22 protein-coding genes, 1 tRNA gene and 1 pseudogene are annotated in these 26,510 nt (G+C 69.2%); 13 read left to right on the forward strand and 11 right to left on the reverse strand.

Annotation, left to right across the window (positions count from 1 at the left end; genetic code table 11):
- Positions 1 to 33: 33 nt before the first annotated feature.
- Both PRL19_RS07570 and PRL19_RS07575 read left to right on the forward strand, forming a co-directional pair.
- Positions 34 to 1,395, forward strand: a complete 1,362-nt coding sequence (locus PRL19_RS07570; protein ID WP_273744408.1) for an aminotransferase — start codon at positions 34 to 36, stop codon at positions 1,393 to 1,395.
- A gap of 36 nt (positions 1,396 to 1,431) precedes the next feature.
- Positions 1,432 to 1,656, forward strand: a complete 225-nt coding sequence (locus tag PRL19_RS07575) for a DUF2798 domain-containing protein (protein ID WP_139598486.1) — start codon at positions 1,432 to 1,434, stop codon at positions 1,654 to 1,656.
- 107 nt (positions 1,657 to 1,763) lie between these two features.
- On the opposite strand, the gene PRL19_RS07580 is transcribed toward PRL19_RS07575, so the two are convergent.
- A complete protein-coding gene (locus PRL19_RS07580; protein WP_273744409.1) occupies positions 1,764 to 3,905 on the reverse strand; it encodes a ComEC/Rec2 family competence protein in 2,142 nt (713 codons plus the stop codon).
- 107 nt (positions 3,906 to 4,012) lie between these two features.
- Between PRL19_RS07580 and gltX the strand changes: the two genes are divergently transcribed.
- The 3 genes from gltX to PRL19_RS07595 all read left to right on the forward strand — a co-directional run bounded on the left by gltX (position 4,013) and on the right by PRL19_RS07595 (position 7,524).
- A complete protein-coding gene (gltX, locus tag PRL19_RS07585; RefSeq protein ID WP_273744410.1) occupies positions 4,013 to 5,401 on the forward strand; it encodes a glutamate--tRNA ligase in 1,389 nt (462 codons plus the stop codon).
- A 79-nt stretch (positions 5,402 to 5,480) separates the two neighbouring features.
- On the forward strand, positions 5,481 to 6,770 hold the full coding sequence (locus PRL19_RS07590; protein ID WP_045981779.1) for a citrate synthase: 1,290 nt from the start codon (positions 5,481 to 5,483) through the stop codon (positions 6,768 to 6,770).
- An 88-nt stretch (positions 6,771 to 6,858) separates the two neighbouring features.
- Positions 6,859 to 7,524 carry an SDR family NAD(P)-dependent oxidoreductase gene (locus PRL19_RS07595; RefSeq protein WP_045981780.1) on the forward strand — a complete coding sequence of 222 codons (666 nt, stop codon included), beginning with the start codon at positions 6,859 to 6,861 and terminating at the stop codon, positions 7,522 to 7,524.
- 55 nt (positions 7,525 to 7,579) lie between these two features.
- Here PRL19_RS07595 and PRL19_RS07600 read toward each other — a convergent pair whose 3' ends face one another.
- The 5 genes from PRL19_RS07600 to PRL19_RS07620 all read right to left on the reverse strand — a co-directional run bounded on the left by PRL19_RS07600 (position 7,580) and on the right by PRL19_RS07620 (position 13,265).
- Complete coding sequence (locus tag PRL19_RS07600) at positions 7,580 to 9,385, reverse strand: aminopeptidase P family protein (protein WP_273744411.1); 1,806 nt, start codon at positions 9,383 to 9,385, stop codon at positions 7,580 to 7,582.
- Positions 9,382 to 10,074 (reverse strand): metal-dependent hydrolase, encoded by a 693-nt coding sequence (locus PRL19_RS07605; RefSeq protein WP_273744412.1) that lies wholly within the window; start codon positions 10,072 to 10,074, stop codon positions 9,382 to 9,384. The genes PRL19_RS07600 and PRL19_RS07605 overlap by 4 nt, the downstream gene beginning before the upstream one ends.
- Positions 10,075 to 10,143: 69 nt before the next feature.
- Complete coding sequence (gene recJ, locus PRL19_RS07610) at positions 10,144 to 11,895, reverse strand: single-stranded-DNA-specific exonuclease RecJ (RefSeq protein WP_273744413.1); 1,752 nt, start codon at positions 11,893 to 11,895, stop codon at positions 10,144 to 10,146.
- 70 nt (positions 11,896 to 11,965) lie between these two features.
- Complete coding sequence (gene glpX / locus PRL19_RS07615; protein WP_046000057.1) at positions 11,966 to 12,931, reverse strand: class II fructose-bisphosphatase; 966 nt, start codon at positions 12,929 to 12,931, stop codon at positions 11,966 to 11,968.
- A 73-nt stretch (positions 12,932 to 13,004) separates the two neighbouring features.
- Positions 13,005 to 13,265 carry a BolA family protein gene (locus tag PRL19_RS07620; RefSeq protein ID WP_045981785.1) on the reverse strand — a complete coding sequence of 87 codons (261 nt, stop codon included), beginning with the start codon at positions 13,263 to 13,265 and terminating at the stop codon, positions 13,005 to 13,007.
- An 82-nt stretch (positions 13,266 to 13,347) separates the two neighbouring features.
- On the opposite strand from PRL19_RS07620, the gene PRL19_RS07625 reads away from it, so the two are divergent.
- Complete coding sequence (locus PRL19_RS07625; protein WP_046000058.1) at positions 13,348 to 13,977, forward strand: J domain-containing protein; 630 nt, start codon at positions 13,348 to 13,350, stop codon at positions 13,975 to 13,977.
- Between the two features lie 19 nt (positions 13,978 to 13,996).
- Here PRL19_RS07625 and lnt read toward each other — a convergent pair whose 3' ends face one another.
- Positions 13,997 to 15,514 carry an apolipoprotein N-acyltransferase gene (lnt, locus tag PRL19_RS07630; protein WP_273744414.1) on the reverse strand — a complete coding sequence of 506 codons (1,518 nt, stop codon included), beginning with the start codon at positions 15,512 to 15,514 and terminating at the stop codon, positions 13,997 to 13,999.
- 557 nt (positions 15,515 to 16,071) lie between these two features.
- Positions 16,072 to 17,649, reverse strand: a pseudogene (locus tag PRL19_RS07635) (DEAD/DEAH box helicase); the annotation flags it as partial.
- A 270-nt stretch (positions 17,650 to 17,919) separates the two neighbouring features.
- Between PRL19_RS07635 and argS the strand changes: the two are divergent.
- The 7 genes from argS (at position 17,920) to PRL19_RS07670 (ending at position 24,723) form a co-directional block, all read left to right on the forward strand.
- On the forward strand, positions 17,920 to 19,662 hold the full coding sequence (argS, locus tag PRL19_RS07640) for an arginine--tRNA ligase (protein WP_273744479.1): 1,743 nt from the start codon (positions 17,920 to 17,922) through the stop codon (positions 19,660 to 19,662).
- 73 nt (positions 19,663 to 19,735) lie between these two features.
- Positions 19,736 to 20,884 carry an SPOR domain-containing protein gene (locus PRL19_RS07645; protein WP_064503546.1) on the forward strand — a complete coding sequence of 383 codons (1,149 nt, stop codon included), beginning with the start codon at positions 19,736 to 19,738 and terminating at the stop codon, positions 20,882 to 20,884.
- A 4-nt stretch (positions 20,885 to 20,888) separates the two neighbouring features.
- A complete protein-coding gene (locus PRL19_RS07650) occupies positions 20,889 to 21,866 on the forward strand; it encodes a glycoside hydrolase family 3 N-terminal domain-containing protein (protein ID WP_273744416.1) in 978 nt (325 codons plus the stop codon).
- A gap of 49 nt (positions 21,867 to 21,915) precedes the next feature.
- Entirely contained in the window at positions 21,916 to 22,722 is an 807-nt protein-coding gene (locus PRL19_RS07655; protein WP_273744417.1) for a segregation and condensation protein A, read from the forward strand.
- A complete protein-coding gene (scpB, locus tag PRL19_RS07660; protein WP_273744418.1) occupies positions 22,706 to 23,344 on the forward strand; it encodes an SMC-Scp complex subunit ScpB in 639 nt (212 codons plus the stop codon). The genes PRL19_RS07655 and scpB overlap by 17 nt, the downstream gene beginning before the upstream one ends.
- Positions 23,345 to 23,347: 3 nt before the next feature.
- A complete protein-coding gene (locus PRL19_RS07665) occupies positions 23,348 to 23,566 on the forward strand; it encodes a hypothetical protein (protein WP_139599124.1) in 219 nt (72 codons plus the stop codon).
- A gap of 38 nt (positions 23,567 to 23,604) precedes the next feature.
- Positions 23,605 to 24,723, forward strand: a complete 1,119-nt coding sequence (locus tag PRL19_RS07670; protein WP_273744419.1) for a THUMP domain-containing class I SAM-dependent RNA methyltransferase — start codon at positions 23,605 to 23,607, stop codon at positions 24,721 to 24,723.
- On the opposite strand, the gene PRL19_RS07675 is transcribed toward PRL19_RS07670, so the two are convergent.
- The 3 genes from PRL19_RS07675 to PRL19_RS07685 form a co-directional block, all read right to left on the reverse strand.
- Positions 24,720 to 25,790: a 2'-deoxycytidine 5'-triphosphate deaminase gene (locus PRL19_RS07675; RefSeq protein WP_139599122.1), complete on the reverse strand. Its 1,071-nt coding sequence runs from the start codon at positions 25,788 to 25,790 to the stop codon at positions 24,720 to 24,722. The genes PRL19_RS07670 and PRL19_RS07675 overlap by 4 nt on opposite strands.
- Before the next feature lie 72 nt (positions 25,791 to 25,862).
- Positions 25,863 to 25,940, reverse strand: a tRNA-Pro gene (locus PRL19_RS07680).
- A gap of 79 nt (positions 25,941 to 26,019) precedes the next feature.
- Positions 26,020 to 26,499: a MerR family transcriptional regulator gene (locus PRL19_RS07685; protein WP_273744420.1), complete on the reverse strand. Its 480-nt coding sequence runs from the start codon at positions 26,497 to 26,499 to the stop codon at positions 26,020 to 26,022.
- Positions 26,500 to 26,510: the final 11 nt, after the last annotated feature.

Here is a 26,510-nt window from a genome sequence, read left to right on the forward strand (position 1 = left end):
GCCTGCCCCCAAGATCCGGCAAGGAGACCGACCATGACCACCCCGCAAAGCTGGGAAGCACGCGCCGACGAATACTCGCTGTACGGCTTCACCGACCTGCCAAGCGTCCACAAGCGCGGCGCCGTCGTCCTGACCCATGGCGAGGGCCCCTATGTCGTCGACGTGAACGGCAACCGCTATCTGGATGCCAATTCGGGCCTGTGGAACATGGTCGCGGGCTTTGACCACAAGGGCCTGGCCCAGGCCGCCAAGGATCAGTACGACCGCTTTCCGGGCTATCACGCGTTCTTCGGGCGGATGTCCGACCAGACCGTGATGCTGTCCGAGAAGCTGGTCGAGGTGTCGCCGTTTTCGCGTGGCAAGGTTTTCTACACGAACTCGGGCTCCGAGGCGAACGACACCATGGTCAAGATGCTGTGGTTCATGCATGCCAGCGAGGGCAATCCGCAAAAGCGCAAGATCCTGACGCGCTGGAACGCCTATCACGGGGTGACGGCCGTGTCGGCCAGCATGACCGGCAAGCCCTATAACGAGGTGTTCGGCCTGCCGCTGCCGGGCTTCATCCACCTGACCTGCCCGCACTACTGGCGGTTCGGAGAGGAGGGAGAGACCGAGGCGGCGTTCACGCAGCGCCTGGCGCGCGAGCTGGACGAGACGATCCAGCGCGAGGGCGCGGACACCATCGCGGGCTTTTTCGCGGAACCCGTGCAGGGCGCGGGCGGGGTCATTCCGCCCTCCGAGGGGTATTTCCAGGCGATCCTGCCGGTGCTGAAAAAGCACGGCATCCCGATGATCGCGGATGAGGTCATCTGCGGCTTCGGGCGGACGGGCAACACCTGGGGCTCGATCACCTACGACTTCGTGCCGGACGCGATCATCAGCTCCAAGAATCTGACGGCGGGGCTGTTCCCGATGGGGGCGGTGATCCTGGGCCCCGAGCTGACCGACCGCCTGCAGGCCGCCATCGACAAGATCGAGGAATTCCCGCACGGCTTCACCGCCTCGGGGCATCCGGTGGGCTGCGCCATCGCGCTGAAGGCCATCGACGTGGTCATGAACGAGGGGTTGGCGCAGAACGTCATCGACCTGGCGCCGCGGTTCGAGGACGGGCTGCGGCAGCTGGCGCAGAACCCGAATATCGGCGAATATCGCGGCGTGGGCTTCATGTGGGCGCTGGAGGCGGTGCGCGACAAGGCGACCAAGACGCCCTTCGAGGGGCATCTGTCGGTCAGCGAGCGGATTGCCAACACCTGCACCGACATGGGCCTGATCTGTCGTCCCCTGGGGCAGTCGATCGTGCTGTGCCCGCCCTTCATCCTGACGCCCGCGCAGATGGACGAGATGTTCGAGAAGCTGGACAAGGCCTTGGGCAAAGTCTTTGCCGAACTGGCCTGAGCGAGGGGCGGGGATGCGTTTCGGAAAGATTGCCGGATGATACCCGCGCGGTATGCTCCGATCCTGTTCGGCTTCTTCCTGTCGGGGCTGATGTCGTCGCTGGTGTCGGGGATCGCCACGGTCCGGGCGGTGGGTCTGTCTGACGGGGTCGCGGGGCTGTGGATGGGGAACTGGCTGTCCAGTTGGGCGGTGGCCTTTCCGGCGGTGCTGGTGGTGGCCCCGGTGACGCGGCATCTGGTCGCGCGGCTGACGCGGGCCTGACGACGACCCTGTCGGCGGTTGCGCATGGCGCGGGGGTCGCCTGCGGGTCGTAAGAACCTGTCTGGCCGACCATGCGCCGCGATCGCGCCCCGGGCCGCGGGCCCGTGCTATCGCGACAGCCGCATCGGTTGACCCGTGGTGACCTGCGGTCCATCCGCGGTCATGCGGATCGCGACGGCGCCGCTGCGGCGGAGGCGTTTCGGGTCCAGCAGCAGGCAGCGCGGCTTGCCGTCGATGTCGACGGGTTCGGTCGCGACCACGATGCGGTCGGGACGACAGGCGGCGGCGGCGCGGGCCCCCGACCCCTTTCCGGTCAGGTGCCAGACCTGCCAGCCGCCGGACAGGGCCGCCTGCCGGTCGCGGCGGTCGCCGGTCCAGGCCGGGCGGGCGGCGGCGGTTTCCTGGTCGGCCATGTCGCCGTCCTCCTGCAGCCAGGTCGAGACGACGAAGGCGCCGCCCGAGGGTTTCGAGATGGCGCGGCCCTCGGGGGTCATCAGGCCCACGGCCTCGCCCTCCGGCGCGATCAGCAGCAGCGGGCGGCGGGCAGTCATCCACAGCGCGGCGGCGGCGATCAGCAGCGTCATCGCCAGCACGAAGCCTGCCTGCGTCAGCACCCCACGCCGCGCCGCGGGGCGCCAGCAGAGGATGCCCAGCACAGCGCCAAAGCCCATCAGCGGCACCACGGCGGCGGGCGGCTTGGCCACACCGGTCACCGCCCCGCCCAGATCGGCGACGAACCGCGCGACCCAAAGCATCCATTCCGTGCCGATGCCCATGACCCACAGGGCCGGCGCCTCCAGCCCGACCAGGGCCAGGACGGCGCCGATGACGCCCGCGGGCATCACCAGCGTGCCCATGACCGGCACCGCCAGCAGGTTCGCCAGCAGACCGTATTGCGCCATGCGGTTGAAATGCGCCGCGGCAATGGGCGATGTCGCCACGGCGGCGATCAGCGACGACACGATCAGCATCGCCACCGCGCGCAGCCACCATGGCAGGCGCGGGGACACCCGCGCCCAGGGGCCATAGACCAGGATCAGGGCCACGGTGGCGGCAAAGCTCATCTGGAAGCCGGCGCTGACGACGGCTTCGGGTGAATAGATCAGCACGATGGTCGCGGCCAGGGCGACCGTGCGCAGGGAAATCGCCCGCCGGTCGGCGATGATCGCGCCCAGCATGACGGCGACCATGATGAACGACCGTTCGGTCGCGACCCCGCCGCCGGACAGCCACAGATAGGCGGCCGCCGCCGCCAGCGCGATGCCGGCCGCCCATTTGTGCATCGGTCGCGCCAGGCCGATCCCTGCGCCCTGCACCCCCACCAGGACCATGCGCACCGCGCCATAGACGAAGGCCGCCAGCATTCCCATGTGCAGCCCCGAGATCGAGATGATGTGGTAGAGGTTCGAGGCGCGCATCACCTCGTTCGTCTCCTCGGCGATGCCGGAGCGGTCGCCGGTCATCAGGGCCGAGGCCACCGCGCCGGCCTGTCCGCCGATGCGGTCCTGGATCGCGGCGCTGATCGACATGCGCGCCCGGTGCGCCCACCACACGCCCCCCTGCGGCGGCGCCACGGCCATGATCGGCGTGCGCGAATAGCCGACGGCGCCCAGGCCGTCGAACCATGCGAACATCCGAAAATCGAAGCTGCCCGGGGACGACGGCGCCGGGGGCGGGCCCAGATGCCCGGTCAGCATCACCCGCTGGCCCAGGGGCGGCAATGCATCGTCGCCCATCAGCGACAGGCGTACCCGCGCGGGCGTGCGGTCGGGCGACAGGTCATGCAGCACGACCCCGTCCAGCGTCAGGCGCATCCGGTCGCGCCCCGACCGGTCGATCTGGATCACCCGCCCCTCGACCGGGCCGTAATAGCGCCATTCCAAGACCGGGGCCGCGACATGCGCGGCGCGGAACGCGACCAGGCCGGTGCCGGCGATCACGAAGGACAGCGCCAGTGCGGACAGATGGACGGCATCGGCCTGAGGCCAGCCGATCCGGCCTCGGTCGGCCCAAAGGGGCGCGTGGCGGGCGATGGTCAGCGACAGCGCCAGCAGGCAGGCCATCACGGTCCAATGGGCCGCGCCGAACAGCGTCGGATGCAGGAACCACAGCCCGATCCCGGCCGACAGGCAGACCGGCACCCAGGGAAACAGTCCCGCGCGCAGCGCCGCGGCGGGGCGCGCGGCGGCCACGGGGCGGGGTGCGGTCTGGGGCAGGGGGGGCGCGACCGCCCCCGATTGGGGCAACATCCTTGTCCTTTCGCGACCCGGTGACTATCACTTGGCCGCAAGATGGCACGGGGATGCTTACCAAAGCGTTAACGCCGTGCCGCGCCAGACCCTGCCCGAAGGCCGCCATGACCCAGATCGTTACCCGTTTCGCCCCCTCTCCCACCGGATACCTGCATGTGGGCGGCGCCCGGACGGCGCTGTTCAACTGGCTGTTCGCGCGGGGGCGGGGCGGCAAGTTCCTGTTGCGGATCGAGGATACCGACCGCGCCCGCTCGACCCCCGAGGCCACTGCGGCAATCCTGAAGGGCCTGACCTGGCTGGGCCTGGACTGGGACGGCGAACCCGTCAGCCAGTTCGAACGCAAGGACCGCCACGCCGAGGTCGCCCGCCAGATGCTGGACCAGGGCACGGCCTACAAGTGCTTCTCCACCACCGACGAGATCGCGGCCTGGCGCGAGGCGAACCCGCGCCAGCCCTTCCTCAGCCCGTGGCGCGATGCGACCGACCTGCCCGACGCGCCCTATGTGATCCGCCTGAAGGCGCCGCGCGACGGAGAGACGGTGATCGACGATCAGGTGCAGGGCGCGGTGCGCGTCGCCAACGACCAGCTGGACGACATGGTGCTGCTGCGCAGCGACGGGACGCCCACCTATATGCTGGCCGTGGTGGTGGACGATCACGACATGGGCGTGACCCATGTGATCCGCGGCGACGACCACCTGACCAACACCGCGCGCCAGATCCAGATCATCGACGCGATGGGCTGGCCGCGCCCGACCTATGCCCATATCCCGCTGATCCACGGCGAGGACGGCAAGAAGCTGTCCAAGCGTCACGGCGCGGTCGGCCTTCACGAATTCGCGGCGCTTGGCTATCCGCCGGCGGCCATGCGCAACTATCTGGCGCGGCTTGGCTGGAGCCATGGCGACGACGAGCTGTTCGACGATGCCCAGGCCCGCGAGTGGTTCGGGCTGGAGGGGATCGGACGCGCGCCCGCGCGCCTGGACTTCAAGAAGCTGGAGCATGTCAGCGGCCATCATATCGGGCGGATGCCGGACGATCAGGTCCTGGCCGCGCTGCAGGATTACCTGTCGGAAACAGGCGCGGCTGCGCTGACCGACACGCAGCGCAGCCGCATCCGGGCAGCGATGGGCGCATTGAAGGAAAAGGCGAAAACCCTGCCTGGGCTGCTGGATCAGGCGCGGTTCGCGATGATCGAACGCCCTGTTGCGGTTGAGGAAAAGGCCGCGCGCAACCTGGATACGGTATCCCGTGGTATGCTGAAATCATTGACTGCTGCGGTGCAGAATGCTAGCTGGACCCGAGACGATCTGGAGGAGGCGGCCCAGCAGGTTGCCACGGAAAACGGTGTCGGACTGGGCAAGATCGCGGCACCGCTGCGCGCCGCCCTGGCCGGAACGAGCGCCACCCCCAGTGTGTTCGACATGATGACTGCGCTTGGCCGCGACGAAACGCTGGCCCGGCTGCAGGACCAGACCGATTTGGCAGGCTGAAGCCTGCCCTCACATGCCAGGGCTGTCTGACGGGTTTACACGACGGACCGCCCGGCCTTAGCCGGAAGGACGCCTTTGCATGGCCGACAAGACCGCTAAACTGCACCTGAACGGGCAGGACTATGACCTGCCCATCCTGTCGCCCACCAAGGGCCCGGACGTTCTGGACATCCGCAAGCTGTATGGCCAGGCGGACGTGTTCACCTATGACCCCGGCTTCACCTCGACCGCCAGCTGCGATTCGACGATCACCTTCATCGACGGCGACAAGGGCGAGCTGTGGTATCGCGGCTATCCGATCGAGCAGCTGGCCGCCAAGTCCTGCTATCTGGAGGTCTGCTATCTGCTGCTGTACGGCGAGCTGCCGACCGAGGCGCAGATGGACGATTTCCGCGCCCGCGTCACGCGCCACACGATGGTGCATGAGCAGATGCACAACTTCTTCCGCGGCTTCCGTCGCGACGCGCATCCGATGGCGACCATGGTCGGCGTCGTGGGCGCCATGTCCGCCTTCTATCACGATTCGACCGACGTGAACGACGAATGGCAGCGCGAGGTCGCGGCGATCCGCCTGATCGCCAAGCTGCCCACGATCGCGGCGATGGCCTATAAATATTCGATCGGCCAGCCCTTCGTCTATCCGCAGAACGACCTGGATTACGCGTCGAACTTCCTGAACATGTGCTTCTCGGTCCCGGCCGAGAAATACGAGGTGAACCCGGCCCTGGCCCGCGCCATGGACCGCATCTTCACCCTGCATGCGGATCACGAGCAGAACGCGTCCACCTCGACCGTGCGCCTGGCGGGATCGTCGGGGGCGAACCCGTTTGCCTGCATCGCGGCGGGCATCGCCTGCCTGTGGGGCCCCGCCCATGGCGGCGCCAACCAGGCCTGCCTGGAGATGCTGCGCGAGATCGGCACCGTCGACCGCATCCCGGAATACATCGCCAAGGCCAAGGACAAGTCCGACCCGTTCAAGCTGATGGGGTTCGGCCATCGGGTCTACAAGAACTTCGACCCGCGCGCGACGGTCATGAAGGAATCGGCCGACGAGGTCCTGGACCTGCTGGGCGTGGGCGACAACCCGACGCTGCAGGTTGCCAAGGAACTGGAGAAGATCGCGCTTGAGGACGAGTACTTCATCGAGAAGAAGCTGTACCCCAACGTCGATTTCTATTCGGGCATCATCCTGGAGGCGATGGGCTTCCCCACGTCGATGTTCACGCCGATCTTCGCGCTGTCGCGCACGGTGGGCTGGATCGCGCAGTGGAAAGAGATGATCGGCGATCCGCAGAACAAGATCGGCCGTCCGCGCCAGCTGTATGTCGGCAGCGACCGCCGCGACTATGTGGACCTGAAGGCGCGCTGAGCGTCCTGGCAGGTCAGGCATGGGGGTCCCTTCGGGGGCCCCTTTTTCGTGGTTGCGCGGGGGGACGCGCGGTGGCAAGGGACCGGACATGAGCGAGATCGAACAGACAGGCGCCACCCGGCTGGCGCTGGTGACGGGGGCCTCTCGGGGGCTTGGGGCGGCGCTGGCCGAGGGGCTGGCGGCGCAGGGCTATCACGTGCTGGCGGTCGCGCGGACCGTGGGCGCGCTGGAGGAGCTGGACGACCGCATCCGTGCGGCCGGTGGCCAGGCGACACTGGCGCCGATGGACGTGACCGAACCCGAGGCGATGAAGCAGATGACCCAGGCCATTGCCGGCCGGTGGGGCGGGCTGGACCTGTGGGCGCATTGCGCGGTTCATGCGGCGCCGATGTCGCCGGCGCCCCATATCGAGGGGCGCGACTGGTCCAAGTCGATGCTGGTCAATGTCGAGGTCGCCCGCGGCCTGATCGCCATGCTGGAGCCGCTGCTGCGCCAGCGCCGGGGAACGGCGCTGTTCTTTGACGATGCGCGGGGCGGGCAGAAGTTCTTTGGCGCCTACGGCGCGTCCAAGGCCGCGCAGATCGCGTTGGCGCGCAGCTGGCAGGCCGAGACGGTGCAGACCGGCCCGCGGGTGCTGATCGATTCGCCGGCGCCCATGCCGACCGCCGTCCGCGCGCGGTTCCATCCAGGCGAGGATCGCGGCGCGCTGGCACCGTGCAGGGACGAGGCGGCGCGCATCCTGTCGCTGTTGTGAGGTTTGCGTCCCGCGGCGGCGCGGGGGGCTGCCTGCCCCCCGCACCCCCCGGATGTCACACCTGGCCGAGCGGTTCGGTCGCCGCCGTCAGCCAGTCCAGATCCTGCCCCTGAAGATCGGGCGACAGGCTGATCCGAACCTGGGCGTGATAGGCGTCCAGCCAGGCGACATCGTCGGCCGACAGCGCAGCGCGGTCGATCAGGCGGCGGTCGATGGGGCATAGCGTCAGCGTGTCGAAGCCCAGCATCTGGCGGCCCGGTTCGGCATCGGCCTGGGTCACGACGATCAGATTCTCGATCCGGATGCCGAAGCTGCCTTCGCGGTAGTAGCCGGGCTCGTTCGACAGGATCATGCCGGGTTCCAGCGGCACGTCGCTGACGCGGCTGATCCGCGCCGGGCCTTCATGCACGCAAAGTGCCGCGCCGACGCCGTGGCCGGTGCCGTGATCGTAGTCCAGACCCTGCGACCACAGGAACTGACGCGCCAGGGTGTCCAGATGCCCCCCGGTCACGCCGGTCGGAAAGCGCGCCCGCGACAGGGCGATCATGCCGCGCAGCACTGCGGTGAAGGGCCCGACCGCGTCCGGGCGCAGATCGCCCAAGGGCACGGTGCGGGTGATATCGGTGGTGCCGTCGGCGTATTGACCGCCGGAATCGATCAGCAGCAGGTCGCCCGCAGCCAACCGACGGTTGGTCGCTTCGGTCACGCGGTAATGGACGATGGCGCCGTTCGGACCGGCGCCCATGATCGTGTCGAAGCTGATGTCGAGGATGCCCTGATCACGGCGCAGCCCCTCCAGTTGGCGGACCACGTCGATCTCGGACAGGGCGGCGGGGTCCTGACGGTCTAGCCATGCCAACAGGCGCACCATGGCCAGCCCGTCACGGTGATGGGCGCTGCGCATGCCCGAAAGCTCTGCCGCGTTCTTGCGGGCCTTGGGCAGGACGGCGGGATCGGGGCCTGCGACGACGGTGGTGCCCGCGGCCTCTAGGATGCGAAACGCGGCCTCGGGCGCGGAGCCGGGATCGAGGCGAACGGGGCCTTCGAGGTCGGTCAGCGCCGCAGCCAGCGCGTCATGCGGCAGGATGTGGACATGATTGCCCAGATGCGCGCGCAGGTCGGCGTCGAACTTGGCCGGGTCCGCGAACAGCGCAAGATCGCCGCTGTCCGACAGCACCGCAAAGGATTGCACCACCGGGTTCTTGGGCAGGTCGCTGCCGCGGATGTTTAGCAGCCAGGATATCGAGTCGGGCAGCGTCAACAGCGCCGCTGCCTGCCCCTGCGCCTTGAGATCGGTGGCCAGGCGGGCGCGTTTCTGCGCCGCGCTCTCTCCGGCGATGGCGTCGGGGTGGATGCGGGCAGGACCCACGGGCGGGGCGGGGCGGTTGCGCCAGATCGCGTCGACCGGATTGTGGTCCAGCGCGATCAGGGCGATGCCGGTGTCGGTCAGCGCGCCCTCCATCCCGGCGATCTCCTTGCGTGTGTGCAGCCAGGGGTCGAAACCCACGCGCCCGCCCTGGGGCAAGGCCTCGGCCAGCCAGGCGGAGGGGCGCGTCTCGGGCCAGGGCACCGGGGTGAAATGACCAAGGTCGATCTGGCTGCGCACCTGCACGCGATAGCGGCCGTCGATGAAGACGCCCGCCTGGTCAGCCGTCACGATCGCGAATCCTGCGCTGCCGGTGAACCCGGTCAGCCAGGCCAGTCGGGCGTCGGCATCGGCCACGTATTCGCCCTGATGCACATCGGCCCGCGGCACGATGACCGCGTCCAGCTGTTCGCGGGCCATCAACTGGCGGAGGGCGGTCAGGCGGGCGGCATGATCGCCACCGCCCGCCGGGTCGTCGAAGGTCTGAAAGCTCACAGCGCGATGGCCTCCATCACCTTGGGTTCGATCACGACGACGTCGGGCAGGGCGTCAATCAGCACCTGCGCCGACTGTTCCAGCAGGGGGAAGGTCTTGTAATGGCAGGGGATCACGGTCTTGAAGTCGAAATAGCGCTTGGCCGCATAGGCCGCGCGCGACATGTCCATGGTGAAATGCCCGCCCGCGCACAGGATGCCGATGTCTGGCTTGTGCAGGTCGCCCATCCATTCCATGTCGGCCATGATGTCGGTGTCGCCCGAGACATAGATCACATGCCCGTCGCCCGCGATCATGTAGCCCGATTCGTGGCCCGCATAGACCGGTCCGTCCGGCCCGCTGATCGAGCTGGAATGCGTCGCGTTGACCATCGTCACCTGCGCGCCGCCCAGATCGACCGTGCCGCCCTTGTTGAAGCCGATGCCCTCGATCTTGTCGGTCTTTTCCCAATGGCCGATCAGGTCGAAGATGCCCACGACGGGGATCTTCAGCTCCTTGGCCAGGGCCAGCGTGTCGCCGGTATGATCGCCATGGCCGTGGGTGATCAGGATATGCGTGGCGCCGTCGATGGCCTCGGCGCGCCGGTCGTCGGGAAAGACGGGGTTTCCGCTGAACCAGGGGTCGATCAGGATCACGGCCTGTTCGATCTGCAGACGAAAGCCGGAATGGCCAAGCCAGGTCAGTTTCATGGGGTCTCCTTCGCGCTGTCGCGGCAGGTTAGCGGCCGCGTCCGGTCGTGACCAGAACCCCCGGCGGGGTCAAAGGTTGCCGGTCGCGGGTGCCGCATCGTCCAGGCGCAGGCGCAGGCGTTCCCGCCCGCCCCAGGTCGACAGCTCCAGCTTGCCGGCCAGGTGGAACCGCCGCCCCTTGGCGCCGATCAGGCCGGGACCAAGCGGGCCGTCCATCGCGCCCCAGGCCACGGCCTCCATCGGGGGGCTGCCGGGGCTGCGGAACTGCAGGCGCAGGTGGCGGTCGCCCATGGTGGCGGCGCTGTCGATCAGCTGGTCGGAAAAGGCAAAGCGCGGTGCGGGGGCGGCCTGCCCGAAGGGACCGGCATCCTCCAGCATGCGGTACATGGGCGCGGTGGCACCCGACGGCTCCAGGAGGCCCGAAATGCGCAGGTCGCCCGACCCGGTGCGGCCCGCCAGATCGCGGGCGATCAGCTCGGCCAAGCGGTCCATCGCGGCGGGGATCTTTCCCTCCTCGACGGTCAGGCCTGCGGCCATGGTATGCCCGCCGCCCTTCAGCAGCAGACCCTCATGCGCAAGACGCTGGATCGCACGGCCCAGATCGACGCCGGGGACCGACCGGGCGCTGCCCTTGCCGATGCCGTGATCGACACCGATCACCACGGATGGCAGATCGGTCGCCTCCTTGACGCGGGCGGCGACGATGCCGACCACGCCCGGATGCCAGCCCGCGCCCGCGGCCCAGGACAGGCGCGCATCGCCCCGCGCCTCGACCTGGGACAGGGCCTCGAGGCGGACGGCGGCCTCTATCGCGCGGCGGTCGCTGTTCAGCGCGTCCAGCTGACGGGCCAGCTGATCGGCCTGCGACGCGTCGCGGCAGGACAGGCACAGCGCGCCCAGATCGGCGCGACCCACGCGCCCACCCGCATTGATGCGCGGACCCAGCAGGAAGCCCAGGTGGAACGCGCTTGGCGCGCCGTCCAGCCGGGCGATGTCGGACAGCGCGACCAGACCCGCCCGCTGCCTGCGCGCCATCACGGCCAGCCCCTGGCGAACAAACGCGCGGTTGACACCGACCAGCGGCGCGACATCGGCGACCGTGGCCAGCGCGACCAGATCCAGCATCGCCATCAGGTCGGGCTGCGGCAGGCCCCGCTGGCGCAGCACGCGACCGGCCTGAACCAGCGTCAGGAACACCACGCCCGCGGCGCACAGATGGCCCAGGGCGCCGTCCTCATCCATGCGGTTGGGGTTCACGACGGCCAGCGCGGGGGGCAGGGTCTCTCCGCCCAGGTGGTGGTCCAGGACGATCACGTCGCAGCCCGCGGCGGCGGCCAGCGCGTCATGGGACAGCGTCCCGCAGTCGACGCAGACGATCAGGTCATGCGCCGCCGCCAGCGCGGTCATGGCGGGGACGTTGGGGCCATAGCCCTCGTCGATCCGGTCGGGGATATAAAGCGTCGCCTGACGCCCGTGCTGGTGCAGCCAGTCGATCAGCAGGGCGGCCGACGATCCGCCGTCGACGTCGTAATCGGCAAAGATCGCGATGCGCTGGCCGTTGACGGCGGCATCGACCAGCCGTTCGGCGGCGACGTCCATGTCGCGCAGGGTCAGCGGGTCGGGCAGCAGGTCGCGCAGCTTGGGCGCTAGGAACCCGGCCGCCTCGGCGGGCGGCACGCCGCGTTCGGCCAGCACGCGGGCCACCGGCAGGGGCAGGGCCGCCTGCTGGGCCAGCCCTTCGGCCAGCCGTTCCAGATCGGCGGGCGGTCCGATCCACCGCCGCCCGGTCAACGAGCTGTCGATGCCCAGAAATGCCGTCATGTGTCTTCTTTGTCCAAGGGCCCCGGGGTCGTCCCGGGACGGGACAGGGGGGCGCGGGGCCCCCCTTACCTCACTTCACCGGGTTGCGATAGGTCATGCGCCGCACCGATCCGGTCTTGGACCGCATCAGGATGGTCTCGGTCGTCAGGTATCCCGGCTCGCGCTTGACGCCGGCGACGATAGAGCCGTCGGTGACGCCGGTCGCGGCAAAGATCACGTCGTCGGTGACCAGGTCGTCGCGGGCATAGATGCGGTCCAGGTCGGTGATCCCGGCCTTCTTCGCGCGTCCGCGTTCGTCGTCGTTGCGGAACATCAGGCGGCCCCACATCTGCCCGCCCATGCATTTCAGCGCCGCCGCGGCCAGGACGCCCTCGGGCGCGCCGCCCGAACCCATGTACATGTCGATGCCGGTCAGCTCGGCCTCGGCGCAGTGGATCACGCCGGCCACGTCGCCGTCGGTGATCAGGCGGATCGCGGCGCCGGTCTGGCGAACCTCGGCGATCATCTCCTCATGGCGCGGACGCTCCAGGATGCAGACGGTGATGTCTCCGTCCTCGCAGCCGCGGGCGCGGGCCAGGGCGCGCACGCGTTCGGCCGGGCTCATGTCCAGGCTGACGACGTCCTTGGGATAGCCCGGCCCCACGGCCAGCTTGTCCATATAGACGTCGGGTGCGTGCAGCAGCGTGCCGCGCGGCGCCATCGCGATGACGGTCAGCGCGTTCGGCATGTCCTTGGCGGTCAGGGTGGTGCCTTCCAGCGGGTCCAGCGCGATGTCCACCTCGGGGCCTTCGCCGGTGCCGACCTCCTCGCCGATGAACAGCATCGGCGCCTCGTCGCGCTCGCCCTCGCCGATGACGACGACGCCCTTGATGTCCAGCATGTTCAGCTGGTCGCGCATCGCGTTCACCGCGGCCTGGTCGGCGGCCTTCTCGTCGCCGCGGCCGATCAGCCGGGCCGAGGCATGGGCCGCCGCCTCGCTGACGCGGGCCAGGCCCAGGGACAGCATCCTGTCGTTGAAATCCTTCGGCGCGGTCATGTCCCTCATCCCTTCGTGCTGCAGGTTGGGGGCTTTCTAGGGGGCGGGGCAGGGGGCAGCAAGCCTGACGGCGCTAACGGTCCGGGCTTTCCGACAGTTCCAGCGCCAGCGCGTGGATCCGCGGCACGATGTCGCCCAGGGTCGCATGGACCAGGCGGTGCTGCTGGATCCGCGTCAGCCCGGCAAAGGCCGGGCTGGCCATGCGGATGCGGAAATGGCTTTCGCCCCCGTCGCGAAAGCCTGCATGGCCGCGATGATCCTCGCTTTCGTCCAGCACCTGCAGGGTCGTGGGCTGCAGGGCTGCCAGTCGTTCGGTCATCTGGTCCGCGATCATCCGCATATCCTTTCCGTCAAGGGGTTTCATGTCCCGTCAGATAGCCTAAACTGCCCGCCTTGAGTCGCAAAGGTGCCCCAGGATGAGCAAGAACGACCCGTTCGGTTTCGACATTTCCGCCGCCAAGGACAAGAAGCGCAAGACCAAAGGGCGGCGCGGCATGTCGGGGGCGTTCGAGACCTCGACCCGCACCTGCGAGCGCGAGGGATGCGACGAGCCGGGCCAGTATCGCGCGCCCAAGAACCCGCGCAACCTGGACGACTATTTCTGGTTCTGCAAAGAGCACGTCCGCGATTACAACGCGAACTGGAACTACTTCCAGGGCCAGTCCGAGGAGGAGTTCCAGCAGTTCATCGACAATGCGACGGTCTGGGAACGCCCCACCAAGCCCTTCGGTCGCGCCGCGGCCGAGGACAAGTGGGCGCGCCACGGCGTCAGCGACCCGTTGGAGATCCTGGGCGCGAACGGCACCGCACCGGAGTCGCGCGCGCAGTCCAGCGCGCGCAAGCTGCCGCCCACCGAACGCCGCGCCCTGGACATCCTGGAGGCCAAGGATCACTGGACCCGCGCCGAGATCCGCAAGCAGTACAAGTCGCTGGTCAAGGACCTGCACCCCGACATGAACGGCGGCGACCGTTCCGACGAGGATCGCCTGTCCGAGGTGGTCTGGGCCTGGGATCAGATCAAGGAAAGCCGATTCATCCGCGACTAGGGTCGCCAGGCGGACAGCGTCAGGCCGCGCGCCCTCGGCGGCGCGGCCACAGGGCCAGGCCCAGAACCAGCAGCAGCAGCGTCACGACCGGCACGTTCCCGACCGCCAGCCACGGCGTCGCAGGAAGCGCGCCGGGCAGCGCCGCGTCGATCTTGCCGGGCTGGTTCAGGGGCAGGCTGGCCAGGATGCGCCCGCGGGCGTCCACCACCGCGCTGACCCCCGTATTCGCGGCGCGCACCAGCGGCAGCCCCGTCTCGATCGCGCGCAGGCGGGCTTGGTCCAGATGCTGGTACGGGCCCGACAAGGTGCCGAACCATGCGTCGTTGGTGGCCTGCAGCAGCCAGCCGGGGCGCTGGTCCAGATGGCGGAGGTGCTGGGGAAAGATCGCCTCATAGCAGATCAGCGGCTGAAAGTCGGGAACGCCCGGCGCGGACATGATCTGCGGTCCGGGACCGGCGGAATAGCCGTTGCCCTGCCGCGCGGCAAAGGCGCCGATGCCCAGATGGGCCAGCGCGTCGCCCCAGGGGACGTATTCGCCGAACGGCACGAGATGGAACTTGTCATAGACCTGGGTGATCTGTCCGCCCGGCACGATGGTCGCAAGGCTGTTGAAGAAGCGGGTGCCTTCGCGGCGCTGGATGCCCATGACCAGGGGCGCGCCCGCGGCCTGGGACATCATCGGCAGGACCGCGTCGGCATCCTCCAGCAGGAAGTTCACGGCCGTCTCGGGCCAGATGACAAGATCGCGGGGGCCGGGTTCGGCGGACAGGTCCAGCAGGCGCTGGAAGAAGACCGTGGACCATTCGGGGTCCCACTTCAGGTGCTGCGCTGCATCGGGCTGCACGATCCGCAGGGTCACGGGCCGGTCGGCGGGCATCGGCGCGGCCAGCCGCATCGTCCCCGCGATCCACGGACCTGCCAGCAGGGCCGCGGCCAGGGCTGTCGCCATCACCGCACGCGCGCGCAACAGGACCGGCACTGCGGCCAGCGCCATCGTCAGCGTGCCAAGGCCCAGGGCCCCGGTCCACGCGGCCATCTGGGCGACGGGCGTGTCGATCCATGCGTGGCCGATCTGGGCCCAGGGGAAGCCGGTGAAGATCCAGCCCCGCAGCCAGTCCGACAGGACCAGTGCCGCAGCGATCGCCGTGGCCTGCGCAGCGGGATCACGGGCCAGACGCGCGGCCGCGCCGGCCGGCACCGCCCAGAACAGGGCACCCCCAAGCGCCATCAGGATCAGCGCAAAGGGCGCCATCCAGCCGTGGCGGGCAATGTCGACCAGGAAGGGTTCGGTGATCCAGGACAGCGACAGGGCGAACCAGCCAAAGCCCGCGGCCAGCACGTGCCAGAACACGGCGGCGGCGGGCAGGGGGGACAGCCGCCAGATCAGCGCGGCCATCGCCAGCGGCGTCGCGGCCCAGATGCCCAGGGGCGCAAGGCCCAGGGCGGCGATCAGGCCCAGGGCCAGATCGGGCAGAAGACTGCGCAGGGGCGGACGGCCCCCGCGCAGTCGGGATAGCGGGCGAGGCGTGCGGCGCATCAGGCCTGCGCGTCAGCGTCCTTGGGCTGCGCGTCGGCGTCGGCCTTCTTGCGGCGGGTACGCTTGGGCTTTTCCGGCGTGTCCGTCGCGGCATCGGCGGCGGGCGCATCGGCGGTCGCGGCCTTGCGGCGACGGGTGGGCTTGGGCGCATCGACCGAGGCTTCGGCGGGCGCCTCTGCCGCATCGGTGGCGGGCTTGCGGCTGCGCGTCCGCTTGGGCTTGGGCGCTGTCTCCTCGACCGGCTCGACGGCGGGGGCGTCGGTTTCGGCCGTCTCGACCTTCTTGCGGCCGCGGGTGCGCTTGGGCTTGGGTTCCGCAGCGGGTTCGACCGCCGGTGCCTCTGCCTGAATTGGCGCTTCAGCTACGGGCTGCGCGTCCTGCACGGCGTCGGCCGGCGCGCTCTCGGGCTGCATGGCCTGGGGTTGGGCTTCGACAGGGGCTTCGGTCGCCGTCTCGGCCTGCGCCTTGCCGCGACCGCGGCCGCGCGACCGGCGTGCGGGCTTGGGGGCGGGATCGGCGGCGGGGGCCTCTGCCACGGTTTCGGTCGGGGCGTCGTCCGACAGGCCGACGCTGCGCAGTTCGACCAGCATGAACTGGGGGATGTGATCGCCCATGCCCATCACCTGCGACCCGCGGTGGTCCTGATCGCGACCACGGCGTCCGTCGCGACGGTCATCCCGGCGGTCGCCGCGGCGGTCGTCACGACGATCCTCGCGGCGTTCGTCCTTGCGGGTCTCCTCGCGGCGCGGCTGCTCGGCGCGTGCTTCGGGTTCGGGGCGGGGTTCAGGCTGCGCTTTGGGCTCCATGCGGGCCTCCGGTTCGGCTGCGGTCGCGACGGGTGCGGGCGGCGCTGCGGCTTCCGCCTCGGGGCGGGGTTCGTCGCGACGGCGGCGACGGCCGCGTTCACGCGATCCGCCCTTGCGATCCTCCGTGGCGTTGCCTTCGGCCTTGCGGTCGTCGCGTGCAGGTGCGTCGCCACCGGCAAATCCTGCCGGCGCCTCGACCCGCGGCAGCGAGGATTTCAGCAACTGCTCGATCGCGGCCAGATACTTGTCGTCGGACGGCACGGCGATGCTGATCGAGGTGCCAAGACGGCCCGCGCGGCCGGTGCGCCCGATGCGGTGGACATAGTCCTCGGCATGGCTGGGCAGGTCATAGTTGAAGACGTGGCTGACCGCCGGGATATCCAGGCCGCGCGCCGCGACGTCGGACGCGATCAGCAGGCGCAGCTTGCCGTCGCGGAACGATTCCAGCGTGCGGGTCCGCTGGCTCTGGTCCAGGTCGCCGTGGATCGGGGCCGCGTCGTATCCGTATTTCGCCAGCGACTTGGCGACGATGTCGACGTCCGTCTTGCGGTTGCAGAAGACGATGGCGTTGGTCAGCCCCTCGCCCTCGGCGTCGATCAGGGCGCGCAGCAGATCGCGCTTCTGCTTGGCGGCCATGTCGCGGCGGGTGGGGGTCAGCTGGATCAGGCGCTGCGTGATCGTCTCGCTGGCCGAGGCCTGGCGCGCGACCTCGACCCGTTCGGGCGAGTGCAGGAAGGTGTTGGTGATCCGCTCGATCTCGGGGGCCATGGTGGCGCTGAAGAACAGCGTCTGGCGGGTGAAGGGCGTCAGCTGGAAGATGCGCTCGATATCGGGGATGAAGCCCATGTCCAGCATGCGGTCGGCCTCGTCCACGACCATGATCTGAACGCCGGTCAGCAGCAGCTTGCCACGCTCGACATGGTCCAGCAGGCGGCCCGGGGTGGCGATCAGCACGTCCACGCCGCGATCGATCAGCTTGTCCTGTTCGCCGAAGCTGACGCCGCCGATCAGCAGCGCCTTGGTAAGGCGGGTGTGCTTGGCATAGGTGTCGAAATTCTCGGCCACCTGGGCGGCCAGTTCACGCGTTGGGCACAGCACCAGGCTGCGCGGCATGCGGGCGCGGGCCCGGCCACGGCCCAGCAGCGTGATCATCGGCAGGGTGAAGCTGGCGGTCTTGCCGGTTCCGGTCTGCGCGATCCCCAGCACGTCGCGGCCTTCCAGGGCGGGCGGGATCGCCCCCTGCTGGATGGGCGTCGGCGTCTCGTAGCCGGCTTCCAGCACGGCCTGCAGCACTTTGGGGTCCAGCTTCAGATCAGAGAACTTGGTCATTCGGGGCTTTCCATTAAGCCGCGCCCGTTCTGGCGCGATGCGTTCCAAGCCGCGCGCCCGTCTGGCGCAGTGGCGGCTAAGTTGGGACGCAAACACGGACGCCCCGCCTTGATGCCTGCCGGATGCAGGCCCGCATCGCGTAGACCAAAGGCGCTGCCGCGTCAATCTTTTGCGTCGTCCGTCCCGCCGGCGGGGCGGTGGCGCGGGGCTTTCGGTTGACCTCTCCCCGTCCGAAAGGGTAACCCCCGGGGGTCAATCAGGAAGCCCATGATGAACCTTTTCACCGATTTGCGCGGCGTCGTCGTCGAGGCGCTGGACCAGATGGCCGCCGCAGGAGAGCTGCCCGCAGGCCTGGATACCGCCAATGTCACGGTCGAACCGCCCCGCGACCCGGCGCATGGCGACATGGCCACCAATGCCGCGATGGTGCTGGCCAAGCCCGCTGGCATGAAGCCGCGCGAGATCGCCGACCGCCTGGCCGCGCGCCTGACCGACCCCCGCATCAGCGCGGCCGAGGTCGCGGGCCCCGGTTTCCTGAACCTGCGCCTGTCGCCGGTGGTCTGGCAGGGCGTGATCCGGTCGGCCCTGCAGGCGGGCACCGAATTCGGGCGATCCGACCTTGGGGCGAATGCCAAGGTCAACGTCGAGTTCGTCAGCGCCAACCCCACCGGTCCGATGCATGTGGGCCATGTCCGCGGCGCGGTCTTCGGCGACGCGCTGGCGCGGCTGCTGGCATTCTCCGGCCATGACGTCACGCGCGAATACTATATCAATGACGGCGGCGCGCAGGTCGACGTGCTGGCCCGCTCGGCATACGAGCGCTATCGCGAGGCGAACGGGCTGGAGCCCGAGATCCGCGAGGGGCTGTATCCCGGCGACTATCTGATCCCCGTCGGAGGGGCGCTGAAGGCCAGGTACGGCGACAGCCTGCTGGACCGCCCCGAGGCCGAATGGCTGGAGGAGATCCGCGAATTCGCGACGCAGGCGATGATGGAGCAGATCCGCGGCGACCTGGCGATCCTGGGCGTCGAGATGGACGTCTATTCCAGCGAGAAGGCGCTGTACGGCACCGGGCGGATCGAGGATGCGATCGCGCGCCTAGACACGCAGGGCCTGATCTATCGCGGCGTGCTGGAGCCGCCGAAAGGCAAGCTGCCCGAGGACTGGGAGGCGCGCGAGCAGCTGCTGTTCCGCTCCAGCGCGCATGGCGACGATGTGGACCGGCCGATCCAGAAGTCGGACGGGGCATGGACCTATTTCGCGCCCGACATCGCCTATCACTGGGACAAGATCGACCGCGGCTTCGATCAGCTGATCGACGTCTTCGGCGCCGATCACGGCGGCTATGTCAAGCGGATGAACGCGGCGGTCAAGGCGCTGTCGAACGGCCGCGTGCCGCTGGACGTCAAGCTGATCCAGCTGGTCAAGCTGTACAAGAACGGCGAGCCGTTCAAGATGTCCAAGCGAGCCGGCACCTTCGTGACCCTGCGCGACGTGGTCGAGGAGGCGGGGGCCGACGTCACGCGCTTCATCATGCTGACGCGCAAGAACGACGCGGCGCTGGATTTCGACTTTGCCCGCGTGCTGGAACAGTCCAAGGACAACCCGGTCTGGTACGTCCAGTATGCCAGCGCCCGCGTCCATTCCGTGCTGCGCCGCGCGACCGAGGCCGGGATCGCGGTCGACGATTCGACCCTGGCGGATGCCGATCTGTCCGTCCTGTCCCACCCGGCCGAGCTGGAACTGGCCCGCAAGGTCGCCGAATGGCCGCGCCTGGTCGAGAACGCGGCCCGCGCGCACGAGCCCCATCGCGTGGCGTTCTTCCTGTATGAACTGGCATCCGACCTGCATTCGCTGTGGAATCGCGGCAATGACGACATGTCGCTGCGATTCATCCAGGATGGCGACGCGGTCACAAGCCAAGGAAAAATTGCGCTGGTCCGGGCGGTTGGCGTTGTTATTTCATCTGGTCTCGCTATTCTTGGCGTCACTCCGGCGGAAGAAATGCGCTGACCGAATGCGTCGCCGCCGGGGAAGGCTGAGAGCAGGCAAAAGTTAATCCGGGACAACCGGCGGGCAGGCGAACATGGCAGTGATGGACTTCCGCGAAGGCGGCTACGTTTTCTCGCGTCACAAGGTGAAGCGCGAATTCTCTTACGATCAGAACGGACAGCCGGCGGCGGCTGCCGGTCAGGCACAGCACCCCGGGCAGGCCGACGGCCTGCCGGCGCGGCTGGCGCGGGTGACCCATTACATGGGCGCGGTCGCATCGGTGGCGCTGATGGTCGGGTTGATGGCCTGGGGCTGGCAGCTGGTGTCGCGCGACGTGTCGGGCGTGCCCGTCATCCGCGCCGTCCAGGGCGAAGCCCGCACCACCGCCGAGGATCCGGGCGGTCAGCTGACCAACCATACAGGACTGGCCGTGAATTCGGTCGCCGGTGGGCAGGTCCTGTCGCCGACCGAGCAGGTCGCGATCGCGCCGGCACCGGTGGACCTGTCCGCCGATGACGTCGCCATGGGAGAATTGGGCGCCACCGCCCGCGAACCCTCGAACCCGTCGGAGACGCCGTTGACTTTCGCGGGCGAGCCCATCGTGCCGCTGTCCGACAGCGAGGCCCGCGCCCTGGCCGAGGCCGAGGCGGCCGCCGCCGCGGAACGCGCCCTGGCCGATCACGCCGTCAACCAGGCCGCGATCATCGACGCCCCCGCCAGCGAGGGTGCGGTGACCGAGGTCGTCACCGACGAGAACGGCCTTCCGGCACAGTCCGCGGCCATCGCCGAGGCGCTGGCACAGGCCCAGGCCGAGGCGAACCCCGCCGTGGTCGTCGCATCGGCCCGCCCCACGCCGCGCCCCCGTGTGACGCAGGTTGCCGCGGCACCCGCACCCGTCGCCGCGCAGACCGCCCTGGCCCAGGCCCCGGCGCCGGCCCCCGACCGTCCCGCGGCGGCACCCACACCGGCCCCGGCACCCGCCGCGGCACGCAGCGCCAGCGGTCCCGTCGTGCAGGTCGGCGCGTTCGACAGCGACTCCATCGCCAATGGCGAATGGCAACGGCTGGCGGGGCGCAATGGTGGCCTGTTCTCGGGCAAGTCGCCGGTCATCCAGGAACATCAGTCGAACGGTCGCACCTTCTGGCGGCTGCGGGTCGCGGGCTTTGATTCGCTGTCCGAGGCGCGGCAGTTCTGTTCCGCGCTGCAATCCTCGGGGACCGACTGCCTGGCGCTTGGCGGCTGAGGCCGTGCAGAACGCAACCATTCTGGGTGGCGTCGGTGGCCTGTCCCTGACGCCGGACGAGGCCGCGTTCTTTCGCGAGGCCGACCCTTGGGGCTTCATCCTGTTCGGACGCAATGTCGACGCGCCCGATCAACTGCGCCGCCTGACCGCGCAGCTGCGCGAGACCGTGGGCCGCGACTGCGTGATCACCATCGACCAGGAGGGCGGGCGTGTGCAGCGCATGCGCGCGCCCCATTGGACCGACTGGCCGGCGCCGCTGGACCAGGCGCGGGCGGGACCGCAGGCGATGTGGCTGTACTATCACCTGATTGGCCAAGAGCTGCGGGCCATGGGCATCGATTCGAACTGCGCCCCCACGCTGGACGTGGCGCAGGACAGGACGCATCCCTTCCTGCGCAACCGCTGCCTGGGCACCGACCCTGACCGCGTGGCCGAACTGGGCCGCGCGGCGGCGGACGGGTTGCTGGCCGCGGGCGTTCTGCCGGTGGTCAAGCACATGCCGGGCCATGGCCGCGCACAGGTCGACAGCCATCACGGCCTGCCCGTGGTCGACGCGACCGAGGCCGAACTGGACGCGGTCGATTTCGCGCCGTTCCGGGCACTGAACGATCTGCCGATGGGCATGACCGCGCATATCCGCTTTCCGGCACTGGATGACGGGCCCGCCACGGCCTCGCGCCGGATGATCGGGCTGATCCGCGACCGGATCGGGTTCGACGGCCTGCTGATGACCGACGACATCACCATGAACGCGCTGTCGGGGACGCAGGCCGAACGCGCGGCCGCATCCATCGCGGCGGGCTGCGATCTGGTGCTGCATTGCAACGGCACGATCGACCAGATGGCGCCTGTGGTCGAGGCCGCCGGTCCGATGACGCGCGACGCCATGCGCCGCGCCGATGCCGCCCTGGCCCGCAGACAGACTCCGGCACAGGCCGACATCGCCGCCCTGACCGATCAGTGGCGGGTGCTGAGCGCTTGACAGGCAGGCGCGGGGGCATGACCCTTTGCGCCCGTGCCAAGGAGGCTTCGTGGCCAGACAGGTTCCCTATCTTCAGCCCGTCGCGGATGCCAATGTCGCGCAGCGGCGCGCGGACGAGGCTCTGATCGTCGATGTCGACGGCTATGAGGGGCCGCTGGACCTGCTGCTGACGCTGGCGCGCACGCAAAAGGTGGATCTGCTCAAGATCCGAGTGCTGGACCTGGCGGAGCAGTACCTGACCTTTGTCGAGAAGGCCCGCGCCCTGCGGATCGAGCTTGCGGCCGACTATCTGGTCATGGCCGCCTGGCTGGCCTTCCTGAAATCCCGCCTGCTGCTGCCCCCCGACCCCGAGGCCGAAGGCCCCTCGGCCCAGGACATGGCCGCCCATCTGGCCTTCCAGCTGGAGCGTCTGGCCGCGATGCGGCAGGCGGCGGCGCAGCTGATGGGCCGCGACCGGCTTGGCCTGTCGCGTTTTGCCCGCGGCGCCCCCGAGACCGTCGCGCGCACCCGCCGCACCCAATGGCAGGCGGGGCTGATCGACCTAATGCGCGCCTATGCCCGGCTCAAGACGCGCGACGAGTTCCGCCCCTATGCGTTCGACCGGCATGACATCTTCACGATGGAACAGGCACTGGACCGGTTGCGGCGGATGATCGGGTTCACCGGCCAGTGGACCGACCTGTCGGTGTTCCTGCCCGACGGCTGGTCGGACGACCCAAAGCGACGGCGCAGCGCCACCGCCGCGACCTTTGCCGCCTCGCTGGAGCTTGCGCGCCAGGGCCGGCTGGAGATACGGCAGGCGCAGACCTTCGCGCCCATCCATTACCGGCAAAAGTCCCATGACGACCACAGCTGACCCCACCTCTCCGGCGCTGGACGAACAGGCCCGCATGGTCGAGGCGATCCTGTTTGCCGCCGTGCAGCCGATGAGCCTGCGCGATCTGACCGCGCGGATGCCGCAGGGCTGCGACCCGGCCGCGGCGGTGGCCCGGCTGCGCGCGACCTATCAGGGGCGCGGCGTGGTCTTGGAACGCATCGGCGACGCCTATGCCTTTCGGACCGCGCCCGACCTGTCGTTCCTGATGCAGACCGAGACGGTGGACACCCGCCGCCTGTCGCGCGCCGCCATCGAGACCTTGGCGATCATCGCCTATCATCAGCCGGTCACCCGGACCGAGATCGAGGAGGTGCGCGGCGTCGCCCTCAGCCGTGGCACGCTGGACCAGCTGATCGAGATGGAATGGGTGCGTGTCGGCCGCCGCCGCATGACGCCCGGCCGTCCCGCGACCTATATCGTGACCGAGGCGTTCCTGGACCATTTCGGCTTGGAATCGGCGCTCGATCTGCCCGGGCTTGCGGAACTGCGCGCGGCAGGGTTGCTGGAATCGCGCCCGCCCGCCGATGGTCTGGGCCTGCCCCTTGTCGGCGGGGATGCGGACCCCGATATCGACCCCGAAGAGTTGTTCGAGGATGAGTAAGCGATGAACGCCAACCAGCTGATCAGCATGTTCACCCGCCTTGTCGCGCGCCGTGCGATGACCTGGGGCATCAATAAGGGGCTGGGCACCCTGTCGCGTGGCAAGACCGGGTCCGGCAAGACGGGCTTCGGCAAGTCGGGGTTGGGCAAGCGCCGCAGCGATGCGCAGATGCAGGACCTGGCGCGCAAGATGCGGACCCTGTCGCGGCTGACGCGTCGCTGAGGCTGGGCTTTCCCCGCGACGCGCGCTAGGGCTGCGCGATGGACAACACCCCTTTCGAGATCTTTCTGGTGGCCACCCCCGGCCTCGAGGCGCCGCTGGCGGCCGAGGCAAAGGCCCTTGGCTGGACCGGCGTGATCCAGCCAGGCGGCGTCGCCATCACGGGCGGCTGGACCGATGTCTGGCGCGCGAACCTGATGCTGCGAGGGGCCACGCGCGTGCTGGCCCGCATCGGCGGGTTCCGCGCCATGCACCTGGCCCAGCTGGACAAGCGCGCCCGAAAGTTCCCTTGGGCGGACCTGCTGCCCCGCGACCTGCCCGTGCGGGTCGAGAGCATCTGCCGCGCCTCCCGGATCTATCATGCCGGCGCTGCGACTCAGCGCATCGAACGCGCCATCACCGAACAACTGGGCGCCCCCTTGGCCACGCCGGAGGATCGCGGCCCGTCGATCACCGTCAAGGCGCGGATCGAGGACGACCTGGTGACCTTCAGCCTGGATACGACCGGCGAATCGCTGCACAAGCGCGGCCATAAGGAGGCCGTCGCCAAGGCCCCCATGCGCGAGACCATGGCCGCGATGTTTCTGGCGAAGATGGGCTTTGACGGCAGCCAGCCGGTGCTGGACCCGATGTGCGGATCAGGCACATTCGTGCTGGAGGCTGCCGAGATCGCCCTGGGCCTGCTGCCCGGCCGCAGCCGCGGCTTCGCGTTCCAGCGATTTGCGAATTACGACGCAGCTGCATTCGCCACGATGAACGCTGCGCCCGCGCCGCGCGACCTGTCCCTCCGGTTCCTGGGTTTCGACCGTGATCCCGGCGCGATCCGCATGAGCGAGGCGAATGCCGCCCGTGCGGGCGTGTCCGCGGTGACGCGGTTCCAGGCCGGGCAGGTGACCGACCTGCAGCGCCCCGACGGCCCGCCGGGCATCGTGATCGTGAACCCGCCCTATGGCACCCGGATCGGCAACAAGGGTCCGCTGTTCGGCCTGCACGGCCAGATGGGCACGGTGTTCCGCGATCGGTTCCAGGGGTGGCGCATCGGCATGGTCACGTCCGAGGCCGGACTGGCCAAGGCTACGGCCCTGCCGTGGAAGGCACCGGGTCCTATCGTGGCCCATGGCGGGCTGAAGGTCCGCCTGTGGCAGACCGGGCCGCTTTAGCGAAACTGCTTGGCCAGCTTCAGGCCCTGACCCTGATAGTTCGACCGGATCCCCTCGCCGTAAAGGCGCTGCGGGCGGGCACCCATGCGCTCATAGACCAGGCGGCCGACGGTCTGGCCGTGTTCCAGCACGAAGGGCGCCTCGTGGCAGCGTACCTCAAGGACGCCGCGTGCCCCGTGCCCCTCATCCCCGATGCCGAAGCCGGGATCGAAGAAGCCCGCGTAATGGACCCGGAATTCCCCCACCATCGCCAGATAGGGCGCCATCTCGGCCGCGTAGTCGGCAGGGATTGCTACCGATTCGCGGCTGACCAGGATATAGAAGGCGCCGGGGTCCAGGATCAGGCGGCCCTCGGTCGTGCGCAGCTCATCCCAGAACTCGGCCACGGGATAGGCGCCGATGCGGTCCAGATCGATCACCCCGCTATGCGGCCGGGCGCGATAGCCGACCAGATCGCCCTGCGCAGGACGCAGATCGACCGAGAAGCCCAAACCGTGATCGATCAGCACCGGCGCACCGCCCACCAGCGGTTGATCCGCATGCAGCGCGGTCAGATCGGCGTCCGACAGGACGGCCTGACCCCGGCGCAGGCGCAGCTGGTTCAGGCGCATGCCAGGCCGCACCAGCACCGAAAAGCTGCGCGGGCAGATCTCGGCGTAAAGCGGTCCGTCGTAACCCTCGGGCAGGCGGTCGAATTCGGTGCCGTCATCGGTCACCAGCCGCGTCAGCAGGTCCAGCCGCCCGGTCGATGACTTGGCGTTGGCGACCGCCGACATGCCCGCAGGCAGGGCGATCCGCTCCTGCAGCGGGATCAGGTAGACGCAGCCGCGTTCCAGCACGGCGCCGTCGGACAGGTCCATCTGGTGCATCTGGAAATCGGCCAGCCGGTCCGCGATGCGCCGCCCGCGCCCGGCCAGAAAGCTGGCACGCAGGCGATAGGCGGTGCGGCCAAGCCGCAGGTCAAGGCTGGCGGGCTGGATCTGTTCGGACGTGACGGGGGCGTCGGCGCGGATGACGCCTTGGTCGATCAGATCGCGGATATCGCTGTCGGGCAGAACGCCATTCATGTCGCAAGCCCCTGATGCGGGTGGGGGATAAGGGAAACGCCCACCCTTGGAAAAGGATGGGCGTTTTCGGAATGGTCGGGCCGGAGAGATTCGAACTCTCGGCCTTCCGCCCCCCAGACGGACGCGCTAACCAGGCTGCGCCACGGCCCGACGCGCATGCTATAAAGCGATCCGGCAGGCCAGCACAAGGGCCTGGGCGCGGAAAACTTTGACAAATCGCACGCGGGGATCAGGACAGGCTCAACATGGCCTGCGCCAGCCGGATGACAGCAGGCTTGGCCCGCGGCCAGCGGCGATCGGCGGGTGAAATCTGCTGCAGATGACGCGCCATATCGCTGAGGCGTGCCAGCCAGACCGGCGGTTGCGACGGAGGGCTGACAGGGGCGATGCGCGCGGGTGCGGGGGCAGGGGGCGCCGTCTCCGACTGCGGGGAAAGCTGCTGTGCGCCCCGCCTGCGGACTGATTGTCCGCGGTCCGTGGCGATCTGGCGAATCGCTCCACGAATCGTCAGCCCGTCGTCGCGCAGCAGGGCACAGATGCCCGCTGCCATCTCGACATCGGCGGGGCGATAGTAGCGTCTGCCGTCGGGGCGCTTCATCGGCTTCAGCGCCGAGAATTGCGTCTCCCAATAGCGCAGGACATGCGGCGCGACGCCGATCAGGGCCGCCACCTCTCCGATCGACCGGAATGCCTCTGCGCCTTTCGCCATGGGGTCGGGCC

Origin of the sequence: Paracoccus marcusii, assembly GCF_028621715.1 — a bacterium.
GTDB lineage: Bacteria > Pseudomonadota > Alphaproteobacteria > Rhodobacterales > Rhodobacteraceae > Paracoccus > Paracoccus marcusii.